The organism is Paraburkholderia sp. A1RI-2L, from assembly GCF_048957375.1.
Lineage (GTDB): Bacteria > Pseudomonadota > Gammaproteobacteria > Burkholderiales > Burkholderiaceae > Paraburkholderia.
On sequence record NZ_JARBTA010000001.1, the window covers coordinates 146,957 to 159,543 of the forward strand.

Annotated in this window: 12 protein-coding genes and 1 riboswitch; of the genes, 5 read left to right on the forward strand and 7 right to left on the reverse strand. The window is 65.2% G+C overall.

What is annotated here, in order from left to right; all coding sequences use genetic code 11:
- Positions 1–14: 14 nt before the first annotated feature.
- A complete protein-coding gene (gene miaB, locus PWP93_RS00640) occupies positions 15–1,388 on the reverse strand; it encodes a tRNA (N6-isopentenyl adenosine(37)-C2)-methylthiotransferase MiaB (protein WP_238462600.1) in 1,374 nt (457 codons plus the stop codon).
- A 378-nt stretch (positions 1,389–1,766) separates the two neighbouring features.
- Positions 1,767–1,933: riboswitch (FMN riboswitch) on the forward strand.
- Positions 1,934–2,104: 171 nt separating this feature from the next.
- Between miaB and ribB the strand changes: the two genes are divergently transcribed.
- Entirely contained in the window at positions 2,105–2,824 is a 720-nt protein-coding gene (ribB, locus tag PWP93_RS00645; protein ID WP_421024713.1) for a 3,4-dihydroxy-2-butanone-4-phosphate synthase, read from the forward strand.
- A 120-nt stretch (positions 2,825–2,944) separates the two neighbouring features.
- On the opposite strand, the gene PWP93_RS00650 is transcribed toward ribB, so the two are convergent.
- On the reverse strand, positions 2,945–3,631 hold the full coding sequence (locus PWP93_RS00650) for an HAD family hydrolase (RefSeq protein ID WP_421043105.1): 687 nt from the start codon (positions 3,629–3,631) through the stop codon (positions 2,945–2,947).
- 263 nt (positions 3,632–3,894) lie between these two features.
- Between PWP93_RS00650 and PWP93_RS00655 the strand changes: the two genes are divergently transcribed.
- Positions 3,895–4,275 (forward strand): hypothetical protein, encoded by a 381-nt coding sequence (locus PWP93_RS00655; protein ID WP_421043106.1) that lies wholly within the window; start codon positions 3,895–3,897, stop codon positions 4,273–4,275.
- Between the two features lie 245 nt (positions 4,276–4,520).
- Here PWP93_RS00655 and PWP93_RS00660 read toward each other — a convergent pair whose 3' ends face one another.
- On the reverse strand, positions 4,521–4,718 hold the full coding sequence (locus tag PWP93_RS00660; RefSeq protein ID WP_028217863.1) for a hypothetical protein: 198 nt from the start codon (positions 4,716–4,718) through the stop codon (positions 4,521–4,523).
- A 708-nt stretch (positions 4,719–5,426) separates the two neighbouring features.
- Between PWP93_RS00660 and PWP93_RS00665 the strand changes: the two genes are divergently transcribed.
- Entirely contained in the window at positions 5,427–6,230 is an 804-nt protein-coding gene (locus PWP93_RS00665) for a ferritin-like domain-containing protein (protein ID WP_421025266.1), read from the forward strand.
- 96 nt (positions 6,231–6,326) lie between these two features.
- On the opposite strand, the gene PWP93_RS00670 is transcribed toward PWP93_RS00665, so the two are convergent.
- From PWP93_RS00670 to PWP93_RS00685, 4 genes are all read right to left on the reverse strand, one after another.
- A complete protein-coding gene (locus PWP93_RS00670; protein WP_421043107.1) occupies positions 6,327–7,973 on the reverse strand; it encodes a DEAD/DEAH box helicase in 1,647 nt (548 codons plus the stop codon).
- A gap of 267 nt (positions 7,974–8,240) precedes the next feature.
- Positions 8,241–8,861, reverse strand: coding sequence for a PAQR family membrane homeostasis protein TrhA (gene trhA, locus PWP93_RS00675; RefSeq protein WP_421024708.1), 621 nt, complete (start codon positions 8,859–8,861; stop codon positions 8,241–8,243).
- A gap of 108 nt (positions 8,862–8,969) precedes the next feature.
- Positions 8,970–10,265, reverse strand: coding sequence for a c-type cytochrome (locus PWP93_RS00680; protein WP_421024707.1), 1,296 nt, complete (start codon positions 10,263–10,265; stop codon positions 8,970–8,972).
- A gap of 21 nt (positions 10,266–10,286) precedes the next feature.
- A complete protein-coding gene (locus PWP93_RS00685) occupies positions 10,287–11,042 on the reverse strand; it encodes a c-type cytochrome (RefSeq protein ID WP_421043108.1) in 756 nt (251 codons plus the stop codon).
- A 290-nt stretch (positions 11,043–11,332) separates the two neighbouring features.
- Between PWP93_RS00685 and PWP93_RS00690 the strand changes: the two genes are divergently transcribed.
- Entirely contained in the window at positions 11,333–11,461 is a 129-nt protein-coding gene (locus tag PWP93_RS00690; protein ID WP_421043109.1) for a hypothetical protein, read from the forward strand.
- 139 nt (positions 11,462–11,600) lie between these two features.
- Entirely contained in the window at positions 11,601–12,527 is a 927-nt protein-coding gene (locus PWP93_RS00695; protein ID WP_421043110.1) for a copper resistance D family protein, read from the forward strand.
- Positions 12,528–12,587 lie beyond the last annotated feature (60 nt).

Genomic DNA, 12,587 nt, shown 5'->3' on the forward strand with positions numbered 1-12,587 from the left:
CGTTCAGGCGCCGCTCAATGCGGGAGTGCCGAAGTGTCTTCGTGCGCGAGCACGAGTTCGCCGCGCAGCGAGTGCGGGTAGGCGTGGTTGATCTTCACGTCGATCATCTGGCCGATCAGGCGCGCGTGCGAAGCGAGCGGCGCCGGGAAGTTGACGACGCGGTTGTTCTCGGTGCGGCCCGAAAGTTCGCTCGGGTCCTTGCGCGACGGGCCTTCCACGAGAATGCGCTCGACCCGGCCGACCATCGACTGGCTGATGCGCTGCACGTTCTCTTCGATCGTGGCTTGCAGATGCTGGAGGCGCTTCAACTTGACTTCGCGCGGCGTGTCGTCGTGCAGATTCGCAGCGGGCGTGCCCGGGCGCGGGCTGTAGATGAACGAGAAGCTCGTGTCGTACTTCATCTCCTCGACGAGCGCCATGGTCTTCTCGAAGTCCTCTTCGGTCTCGCCGGGGAAGCCCACGATGATGTCCGTGGAGAGCGACAGGTCCGGGCGAATCGCGCGCAGCTTGCGGATCACCGACTTGTATTCGAGCACGGTGTAGCCGCGTTTCATCGCCATGAGCACGCGGTCCGAGCCGTGCTGCACCGGCAGATGCAGATGGCTCACGAGCTTGGGCACCTTCGCGTAAGCGTCGATCAGGCGCTGCGTGAATTCCTTCGGGTGCGAAGTGGTGTAGCGGATGCGCTCGATGCCGGGAATGTCGGCGACATATTCGATCAGCGTGGCGAAGTCGGCGATGTCGTGCGCGCCTTGCGTGAGTGCACCGCGGTAAGCGTTGACGTTCTGGCCAAGCAGTGTGACTTCGCGCACGCCCTGGTCGGCGAGGCCGGCGATTTCGGTGAGCACGTCGTCGAGCGGGCGCGAGACTTCCTCGCCGCGCGTGTACGGCACGACGCAGTAGCTGCAGTACTTCGAGCAGCCTTCCATGATCGAGACGAACGCGCTCGGGCCTTCCACGCGTGCGGGCGGCAGATGATCGAACTTCTCGATTTCGGGGAACGTGATGTCGACCTGCGCGCGGCCCGAAGCGCGGCGCGCGTCGATCATCTGCGGCAGGCGGTGCAGGGTTTGCGGGCCGAACACGAGGTCCACGTACGGCGCGCGTTGCACGATGGCCGCGCCTTCCTGGCTCGCCACACAGCCGCCCACGCCGATCAGCAGGTTCGGGTTCGCTTCCTTCAGCTCGCGCACGCGGCCGAGGTCGGAGAACACCTTCTCCTGGGCTTTCTCGCGCACCGAGCAGGTGTTGAAGAGAATCACGTCCGCGTCTTCGGGCGTGTCGGTTTTGACGAGGCCTTCAGCGGCGCCGAGCACGTCGACCATTTTGTCGGAGTCGTACTCGTTCATCTGGCAGCCAAAGGTCTTTACATAAACTTTCTTGGTCATCGGGGTCGCCGTTCGCAGTGGTTTACCTGGGGGCGTCGTCCGGTTGATGCACTCGTGCACTTCGGGACTACGGTGATAAAAGAGGGCTGAAACAGGTGGCCGGGCCACCTTGGCCATGGCGCACCTCGGCGAGCGCGATTCGCGTGCCGATTTACGTGCTGATTTTCATCCTTTTGCGTATTTTTGCCGCCAGTTCGCGGTGCAAATCGGGCTTTCAGGTGCTTTCAGCGCAATCCGCCATTATAGCCTCATGCGCTGATCAGCCCATCGCCGATTTCCGTGCGGATCGCCCACGGCCGCTACGTCTACTGGTTTTTACTGCGCTGCACAACGGCGCACTCTGCGGTATCCTTTGCCAGCCGGTTCAACCGGCAATCAGTGCGTCTTCAGGGCGGGGTGAAATTCCCCACCGGCGGTATGCCGGCCGCGCCGCAAGGCAAGGCCGACGAGCCCGCGAGCGCCTGCGCGAAGCCTTTCGCGCGGGGTCAGCAGATCTGGTGCGATGCCAGGGCCGACGGTCATAGTCCGGATGAAAGAAGATGTGCAGATGGTCATGTTTGCCCAACCGCCGCGGCTGCTCTGCCCGCGCGGGCCTCGCGCGCGACGTTCCGGCGTCGTGCTCCGGCACGTGCGCCCTACGCCGTTCGCCGGGGATTCCTGTCTGTTTGCAATGCCCTGAAACGTTTTTCGCCCAACTCTTGCGAGGAGCGTTTCACATGTCCTTTACCCGCAACGCAGTATTTGTCGAGTCGCCGCTCGACGCCATCGAAGATCTTCCCCTGCTCGATACCGAACCGGTGCCGCCGCGCATCGCCGCCGCGCTGCAAGCCATGCGCGAAGGCCGTCCGGTCGTGCTCCAGGACGACCACGACCGCGAAGACGAAGCTGATCTGGTGCTGGCTGCCGAATGTCTTACCCCGGAGACGATGGCGCTGTTCATCCGAGAATGCAGCGGCATCGTGTGCCTGTGCCTGTCCGACGAGAAGGTGCGCGCGCTCGAACTGCCGCCCATGGTCGCGCACAACGAGAGCCGCAATCGCACCGCGTTCACGGTGTCGATCGAGGCGCGCGATGGCGTGAGCACGGGCGTATCCGCCGCCGACCGCGTGACGACGATCCGCGCCGCCATCGCCCCGAACGCGCAGCCCGCCGACATCGTGCGCCCGGGCCACGTGTTTCCGCTGCGCGCGCAGCCGGGCGGCGTGCTGGCGCGTCGCGGCCACACCGAAGGCACCGTCGATCTGGCCGTGCTCGCGGGCCTCGCGCCCGCCGGCGTGCTGTGCGAGCTGATGAACCCGGACGGCACCATGGCGCGCGGCCAGCAGGTCGATGATTTCGCGAAGCTGCACAACCTGCCGATGCTGACGATCGCCGAGCTGGTGGCGTTCCGTGAGTCGCTCGCGCAGGCGCGCGAGCGCTGCGCCGAGCCTGCATAAGGCGCCTGGCTCATCGCTGATCCGGGCTCGGTAGTGAAAACGGCGCGTGGGCCAGATGGCTCACGCGCCGTTTGCCGTTCTGCGCACGCGCCGCGTTACGGCACGCGCGCAGGCAAGCGGCTAGGACTGTTGATCGCCGAATTCCCCGCGTACGCCCGCCTCGACGAGCGCGGGCAGTTCGTCCATGTGCTTCATGATGCGCGTGATGCCCATCTCGCGCAGCACGTCGGCATAGCCCGACGGGATATGGCTCGCGCCGACGAACGCGATCGTCTTCATGCCGGCCGCGCGCGCGGCGTTCAGGCCCGAGAGGCTGTCCTCGACGACGAGGCAGCGCTCCGGTTCCACGCCGAGCGCGAGCGCCGCGTGCAGATAGATGTCCGGATAGGGCTTGGGCCGCTCGACCTGCTCGGCGCTGAAGATGCGCTCGCCGAAGATCGCATCGAGCCCCGCGCGCCGCACCGAGGCATGCACGCGCGTGAGCCGGCTGTTCGACACCACGGCGGCAGGCAGCGCGAGCTGGCGCAGCGCGTCGCGCACGCCATTGATCGGGCTCACCGATTCTGCAATGGCGATTTCGCAGTTGTGTTCGATGGTTTCGAGAAAATGCTCGGGCAGCGTGAGATCGAAGCGCGCCGCGACATCGGCGAGAAAGCGCGAGGTCTGCTGGCCGAACGCCGTGGCCACGGCGGCGCGGAAGTCGATGCCGGGAAACGTGCGGCTGAGCGTATCGAAGAGGACGTGGTCGGCAATGACTTCGCTGTCGACGAGTACGCCGTCGCAGTCGCAGATGAGATGGTCGATCATGCGCAAGACGAAAGGGCGGAAAAGCGGGGTGGCCGGGCCAGACGCAGCACGGGTGGCCGGGCAAGACGGGAAGGTTGAAAACATCATGATACGTGCTTTTGCTGCCGTGGCGACCATCCTGCCGGCTTTCCGGGGAGAGGTACGGGTCTGCGCGGGGAGAGTGTGGCGCGCGCTGCGCGATGCGACAATAGCCAGCGTGACCGAACGCCGTCGAAGCCGACGGAAATCAGTAGCACCAGGCGAATAAAGACGAGGGGAAGGCTATGCGTGGACTTGCAACGATCGGTGCAGCGGTGCTGGCCGTCGGGTGTGCCGGATGCGCCGGCGCGCCTGGGCTACTGGGCGGGAGCGCGCCGCCGTTCGCACAATTGCAGCAGATGTGCGGCGCTCAGCAAGCCGACTATGGCGCCGATACGCCGGCCGTCTATTCGGCCGTCTACGACGCCTGGGTGGCGAACCGTCACGGCAAGCTGCCGCAGGCGCAGTTCTGCAGCTTCCAGGCCGGTCTTGCCCAGCAGTACGCCGCGCACGGTGCGGGCGCGAACACGCAGGCGCGCGACCAATGGGTGACGTATCTGAACGAGCAGCGCGCCTTGGCGCTGTCATGGCGCGCATCGGCGGACCCTACGCTGCGCGGGGGCTGAGCGCGGCGTAGCGGCGCATCCTTCGTCTGCGCAGGCGCGAAAAAAATGGTCACGCGGGCATGAAGCGCGCGGGTCCGCGTGACCATGCACTGCAGGCGTACGTCTACAGCCGTGCGCCTGCATCGGGGAAGGTCTCGACACATCTCGCTGGCGGACGATTCCGGCGCCCGCGCAGGTCGAGAAAGATTAGCGAGGCATCAGCGAGATGAGGCCGGCCTGCGCGCGAGCGCCACAGGCCGGTTCCGCTATGAAAAGCGCTTGATGGCGCGCAACGCGGAGTCGCCAATTTCTGTCAGTCGCCACTGCTGGAGACCGGAAGCGAGGCGCTCCAACTGGACGAGCTGTCGTTCGAGGAGGGCGTCCAGTTCTTCGCGTTCCATGTCGATCTGGTTGGGGGCGTCCTTCACTAGCAGCAGGGTGGCGAATTCATGCGGACTCAGCATCGTTCTCTCCATGTTGCCGCATCAGAGGTCATCAATCGCGGCCCGCTGGGCGGCGTGACGACAATCATGCGGTGGGCGTGAGCGAAAGCCTGCAACGGCGCGACCTGGGTGCCAGATGAGCGGTCCGTTTGCTGCCGTGCGCCACGAATTCTGCAAAGTAGCGACAAACAACGCAAACATCATCCAGCCCGGATCGACGCCGGGGAACTGGAGTGTAGTCAACCGCCCTGCGTTGTACAAATCACTCTCCGAAAATTTTCTGTTTGACATTCCGCGTCTGCTGCGGCGGTCGAGCTGTGCGCGCAGATCCTTGATTTCACTTCAAGTTTTTGCCGCAGTGCGGGAGAGCGCGGCGATGGGCGCCCGGCGCATGTGCGGGTGCGGGACGGGGCCTGCGCACGCGGCGCAAGGTCGCCGAGCGCCCGTGGCCACGCGCCTTGGCGTCTGATCAGGGCATGAAATGCGCTCGCAAGCGCCTTACAAGTCGACTCTTCCTGGAACTGCGTTAAGCGGGATTGGTCTGTGCTCTCAGACTGCAGCTTCGCGAAACAAGATCTAAGATGAAGTAATGACGGCTGGTGCCTTTCACCACGCGGCGCAAATGCTGGACCGGCAAAGACCGGGTTGCCACTCCGGTGGCGTGCTGCGCGAAAAGGGGCCGCTTTGGAGCAAGACAGAATGCGCAACAACACCGAGCCTCGCCACGTGATGCCCTGGCGTATCGAAGATATCGACCTCACGCGGATCGACTGTCAGCGTGCCCGTACCAACGAAGACCTGCTGTTGCTGCTCTGCGCGTCGTCGTTCATTGAAAGCGGTTCGGACCTGTACACGAGCAACCTCAGCATCTTCTTCAACGGCGATCCGGAAGTCTCCGAGTGGCTCAACAACGAGTGGGAGCACGAGGAGCTTCAGCATGGCCGCGCACTGAAGACCTACATCCAGTACGTCTGGCCCGAATTCGACTGGGACACGGCGTTCCGAAACTTCATCGAAGAGTATTCGAAGACCTGCTCTTTCGAGGAGTTCGAGCGTACGCGTGCGCTGGAAATGGTCGCGCGCTGCGTGGTGGAGACGGGCACGGCCACGCTCTATCGAGCGATCGGCGAATGCTCGGACGAGCCGGTGCTCAAGGAAATCACCGACAACATCCGCAGCGACGAAGTGCGCCACTACAAGCACTTTTTCCGCTACTTCAAGAAGTACAACCAGGTCGAAGGCCATGGGCGCCTCGCCGTGCTCGGCGCGCTCATGCGTCGTGTGATGGAGATCAAGAACGAGGACTCGGAGATTGCGTTGCGTCACGTGTTCGCGGTTCGCTATCCCGACCGTGTGAAGGATCTCGCCTACAACCGCGAACTGACGGCGCGCGTGAACAAGCTCGTGCGCCACAATCTTTCCGCCGATATGTGCGTGAAAATGCTGCTCAAGCCGCTCGATATTCCCGCAAAAATTCAGCCTGGCGTGCACTATCCGCTGGCGAAGATCACGCAGCACGTGTTCTTCCGCTGAAGCCCCGTCTCGCCGCTCGTCTGGCATGAAGCCAGGCTGAAAACGAAAAAGGCCCGCTAAACAGCGGGCCTTTGCACCTTCGGCGACTAACGGCGATTACCGGTCGCGCTGGCCGTTGCCGTCGCGGCGCGAGCTGGCGCCCGGGCGTCCGCCAAGCAGGGCGCCCGGATTCGATTGCGGCTTGCGTTGCGGGCGTCCCAGCGCGCTTTCATGCGACACCCCGCGCTGGCTTTCACGGCGCGTGTGCTCGCCGCGGCTGCCCGGTGCGCCATGATTCGCGCTTTGCTGCTTCACCGGCTTGGCCGTGCGCACGCCATTCGGTGCGGCGGGCTTGGCCGGGCGCTGGCCGCCGCCGTTACCACCGCCGTTGCCGCCATGATTGCCACCGCTGTTGGCGCGATTGCCACCGCCATTGGCCGCCTGAGCACGGTTCCCGTCGCGGCTACCCTCGCGGTTGCCGCCGCGCGTGTCGCGTCCGTCACGTCCCTGTGCGGGCTTGGCCGCCGCGGCATTGCCGGTCGCGGCGCGCCCCTGGCTTTGCCCTTGACGCTGCCCACGGCCTTGCTGCTGGCCACGGCGCAGGATCGGCTCAGGCTTGGCGTTCGGATCCGGCTCGAAGCCCGCAATGACCTCTTGCGGCACCGCGCGCTTGATGAGCTTTTCGATGTCCTTCAGAAGCTGGTGCTCGTCCACGCACACGAGCGAAACCGCTTCGCCCGTCGCGCCCGCGCGTCCGGTGCGGCCGATGCGGTGCACGTAGTCCTCGGGCACGTTGGGCAGGTCGAAGTTGACCACGTGCGGCAACTGGTCGATGTCGATGCCGCGCGCGGCGATGTCGGTGGCCACGAGCACCTGCAGCGTGCCGTCCTTGAACTCGCTCAAGGCGCGCGTGCGGGCCGACTGGCTCTTGTTGCCGTGGATCGCGAGCGCGCTGATGCCGTCCTTCGTGAGTTGCTCGGCAAGGCGGTTCGCGCCGTGCTTGGTGCGAGTGAACACGAGCACCTGGAACCAGTTGTGCTGGCGGATCAGGTGCGTGAGCAGATCGCGCTTGCGGTCGCGATCGACGGGGTAGATCTTCTGCGCGACGGTTTCCGCCGTGGTGTTGCGGCGTGCGACTTCGATGAGCGCGGGCGAGTCGAGCAGGCTGTCGGCGAGCGCCTTGATCTCGTCGGCGAAGGTGGCCGAGAAGAGCAGATTCTGGCGCTTTGGGGGCAACTTCGCGAGCACGCGCTTGATGTCGTGGATGAAGCCCATGTCGAGCATGCGGTCGGCTTCGTCGAGCACGAGGATTTCGAGATGCGCGAGGTCGATGGTCTTCTGCTGCATGTGATCGAGCAGGCGGCCCGGCGTCGCGACCACGATGTCCACGCCGCGCTTGAGCGCGTCGATCTGCGGATTGATGCCCACGCCGCCGAACATCACCGTCGACTTGAGCTTCAGATACTTGCCGTAGGCGCGCACGCTTTCCTCGACCTGGGCAGCCAGCTCGCGCGTGGGCGTAAGAATGAGCGCACGCACGACGCGCTTGCCTGAAGCGGCGGGCGGCATCTCGGACAGGCGCTGCAGGATGGGCAGCGTGAAGCCGGCGGTCTTGCCGGTGCCTGTCTGGGCGCCGGCGAGCAGATCGCCGCCGTTCAGCACGGCGGGAATGGCTTGCAGCTGGATGGGCGTGGGCGTGGTATAGCCCAGTTCGTTGACGGCGCGGACCAGCGGTTCGGACAAGCCGAGAGAATCAAAAGACATAAAGACCTGTTGTATTGCAGTGGCGCGAGCGGCAAGGCGCTGCTGGCCGAGGCAACAGCACGGCGCGGCGCGCGAGATGCGGCTGCGCCCGCTCGCGTTCATTCGGACGGCGCGCCAGTGCGCGCGCCGGGTGTCGGCGGTCTATGCAGACCCGCCGGCTGGCGTAAAGTTGCATCGCGCAGCCGCGGACACTGCGGCCGCCGCGCGATGGTCTTCGTATGGGCAACGCGCGCCCTGTGTGCGTCCGGTGAATGCGCCGGCGGCGCATCATGCGACGTAGGCCGCGACGCTCACGAATTGACAGACGCTCCCGGCGAGCACGAACAGATGCCAGATACCATGTCCGTGCCGGATGCGCTCGTCGTTGACGAAAAAATAAATGCCGCCGCTATAGATGATGCCGCCTGCCAGCAACCACGCGGTGCCGGCTGCCGGCAGCGCGCCGATGAGCGGCCCGGCGGCGACCAGCGCGAGCCAGCCCATGATCACGTACAGCACCATCGAGAGCTTGCGCGTGCGGCGCCCGATCGTGAGTTCCTGCACGATGCCGAACACGGCAAGCCCCCAGCTTACGCCGAACAGCGACCAGCCCCACGGCCCGCGCAACGTGACAAGCGAGAACGGAGTATAGCTGCCCGCGATCAGCAGATAGATCGCGGCATGATCGCACTTTTGCAGCACGGCCTTGAGGCGCGGCCCGCGCACGCCGTGATACAGCGTGGAGACGGTGTACAGCGCGCACAGCATGGCGCCGTAGACGGCGAAGCTCACGACCTTGTATGCATCGTGATCGAGCGCGCCGAGCGTCACGAGCGAAACCAGCCCGGCGACCGACAGCAGCGCGCCCAGGAGGTGCGTAACGCTGTTCAGACGCTCACCCGGGTTCATGACGGCTACTCCTTGTTCTTCTTGCCCCGACAATAGCGAAGGGCGCAGCCGGCGGCGTTTTGCCGGCTGCGCCCTTTATCAGGCAGACGCCACTATAACAAACGAGCGTCAGTCGAGCGGCGCGGAGCGCAGATCGGCCACCTGTTGCGGGGACACCGGCGTGCCCTTGTTGCCCCACGACATGCGGATGAACGTCACGACCGCCGCCACTTCCTGATTGGACAGCGATTGCGCGAACGGCGGCATGCCATAGGGGCGCGCATTGCCCTGCGTGCTGGGCGGATAGCCGCCGTTGAGCACCATGCGGATCGGATTCACCGCCGATTTCATCTGGATCGACTGGTTGTTCGCGAGCGGCGGGAAGTTCGGCGGCATGCCGAGGCCGTTTTCCGCGTGACACTTTGCACACTGGTCATGGTAGATCTTCTGACCTTGCTGTAAGAGTTCGCCTCCGAACGCTTCGGACGTTTCCATCTGCATGTTCTCAGGCGCTTCCTTCTTTTGTGGAATCGTCTTGAGATAGGTCGCCATCGCCTGGATATCGTCGTCGGGGAGATATTGCAGACTGTTATGGACCACGTCCGCCATCGGACCGAATACCGCGCCGCGTTCCGAGACGCCGGTTTTCAGAAGGCTCGAAATCTCCTTGATGTCCCAGTCGCCGAGGCCGCCTTCACTCGAGGTGAGCGACGGCGCGTACCAGTTCTGCAGCGGGATCAGGCCGCCCGCGAACGCCGACGAGTTGACCGGCCCGCCCATCATGTTGATGGACGTATGGCACATGCCGCAGTGACCCAGGCCCTCGACCAGATACGCGCCGCGGTTCCATTCGACCGATTTGGTCGGGTCGGCCTTGTACTCGCCTTCACGGAAGAACAGCGTGCGCCAGCCGATCAGCAGGTTGCGGTTGTTGAACGGGAACTTGAGCTCGTGCGGGCGGCTCGGCACGTTCACCGGCTCCACCGAGCGCAGGTACGCGTAGATGGCGTCCGAGTCGGCGCGCGTGACCTTCGTGTAGCTCGTGAACGGGAAGGCCGGGTAGAGCAGGCTGCCGTCCTTCGAGCGGCCTGTGTGCATGGCGCGATAGAAGTCGTCGGCGGTCCATTTGCCGATGCCGTACTTGTCGTCGGGCGTGATGTTCGGTGTATAGAGCGTGCCGAATGGCGTCGCCATCGGCAGGCCGCCCGCGAAGGTCTTGCCGCCGCGCACCGTGTGGCAGGCCACGCAGTCGCCGGCGCGGGCGAGCAGCTCGCCCTTCTTGATGAGTTCGGACTGGTCGGCGGGCGTGGCCGCCTGCGCCGAGCTGTTGCGCAGAAAGTCGGTGCCGGTCCACAGCACCGGCACGAGCGCGGCGGCAGCGGTGACGACGACTGCGGAAAGTGCGAACAGGGACTTGCGGTTCATATGGCTGTCTCCCCCGGCGCCTTATTGCGGTTCGCTGCCGCATGCAAGCGGCGTCTTCAACGAGCCAGCCGGTGCCGGCACGGGATTTTGCGGTGCGCTTTGCGTCGAGAGCCAGGCAGCGACCGAGTTCACGTCGTCATCCGTGAGGCGCGTGGCGATCTCATGCATGCAGTCGGGCGCCTTGGCGTGGCGCGAGCCCGAACGCCAGGCGCCGATCTGCGCGCTGATGTAATCCGAATGCAGGCCGACGAGGCCCGGAATGGCGGGCTCCATGCCGGTGAGCTTCGCGCCGTGGCAGGCCGCGCACGCGGGCACCTGCTTTGCCGGGTCGCCATGCAGCACGATTTCGCGGCCGCGCTTGAGCGTGCTTTCGGCGACCGCGGACTTCGAAGGCGGCGGGTAGGGCGGCCGCTGCTGCGAGAAGTACGTCGCGATCTCGTGCAGGTAGTCGTCGGAGAGATACGTGACCAGATAATTCATCGGAGGGTACTTGCGGCGACCCTCGCGAAAATTCATCAGCTGGTTGTACAGGTACTCCGCCGGTTTGCCTGCGAGGCGCGGGAAGTAGTCGTTGTCGGTCCCCTGGCCGTGCGTGCCGTGACACGCGGTACAGCCCTGCACGCGCGCTGCAATCGTGTCGGGGGCTTTGGGCTGCGGGGTCTGGGCGGACGCTGCGCTGAAGATGCCGGCCGTGCCGAACAGCAAGGCGGCCAACAGCGGCGCGGCGAGCGTATTGAGCGGTCTGGAGATACGTCTTGGGGACACGCGCGACTCCATTCTTTATCGTGGACCTGACCAGGCTTCGAACGACCCGGCTTGTAGGCTGCGCGCGCTTGAAACCAAACACCGTGCGCGCCGCGGCGACGCAGCAGATTCTATCATCGCGACCTGATAGTGACTATTTGCCACGTGTGCTATCGAGTCGCCTGCACAGGCCTTGCCCGAACGCGATTGCGGCAGGGAGCCGCAACGTCGCCGGTTATGATTCTGCACTTGTTGGCCGATCCGCGACTCGGGATTGCCCCTGCTTGCGCCGCACTGCATGCCATGCGCATCGGGATCGCAGCATGTTCGCGGTTGAACCCGCGGTTGAACCGATCGGCGTGGCGGCTATCGAAGAAGGCACGTCGCGAAATGGCATGCAAGCGCGCTACCGGCATGCATGCATCGTTGCGCCAGCGTCGATGCTGATCTGATTCCACCTTGTTTTCTTGTTGTTTCCTTGCCACTCGTCTCGATGACTTCAATTGCACTTTCTCACTCGATGCCGCAGCCGCGTGCCGCGGACCTCGCCACGCTCCCCGTATGTCGTGAATGCCGGGAGGTCGTGGTCCGATGAAAGCTGACTGGCTGTGGATCGGGCAGGTCGCGATGGCCGCCCTCGTGAACATCGCCTATGCGTTTGCGCTGGGCTCGACGCTCTATGGCGCATGGCTCGAGAAGGATGCTCGCAGTGCGGTCGCGCCGGCGCGACCCGCGTGGCTGCGTGCACAAACATCGCTGCGAGCGGGCTCGCTCGTGCTCGTGATCGCGCTCGTCATGTGGCTGCTGTATGAAAGCGCGTCGATCAGCGGCGGGACGCTGCCGGGCTCATTTAGCGTCGTGCCGACGGTGCTCGCGCAAACGCACGTGGGCCACGCGTGGAGCGTTGCGTTCGTGGGCGCGCTGGTGGTGGCCGCCATGGCGCTGATGCCGGCCAGCGCGGCGCGCGACGGCGTGTTGTGGCTCGCGCTCATCGCCACGGCCGCCGGGCGCGCGGGACTCGGTCATGCCGTCGATGCCGGCTTCGCTTCGGCGGCGCTCGGCGTGCAGACGCTGCACGTGCTCAGCGCGAGCGCATGGAGCGGCATCGTGATGGCCGGCGGGCTGGCCGTGCTGCCGGCGCTCGGCGCATCGACGGCGCGCGGCGTGCTGATCCGCACGGCAGGGCAAGTGTCGAATGTGGCGCTGTTCGCCGTAGGGCTCGTGCTCGCGACGGGCGTGTTCAATGCGCTGCGCGGCACTGGCGGCTCTCCCCATGTGCTCATGACGAGCACATGGGGCCACGTGCTGATCGCCAAGCTCGCGCTCGTCGTGCTGGCGATGCTGCTGGGCGGCTTTAACCGCGTCGTGGCGATGCCCGTGTTGCGCCGCGCGGCATCGACGGTCGCGGCGCGCCGTTTCGTCAACGTGCTGCATCTCGAAGCGCTGGTGATGATGGCGGTGCTCGTCGTCGCGGCCGTGCTCGGGCACAGTGTGCCGGGCTATGTGTTGCAGGGCTGAAACGCCGGACCAAAGATGGCGCTCGCGGATTGCGCGTGCGCCTTCGTTCGAGCGCTAGCG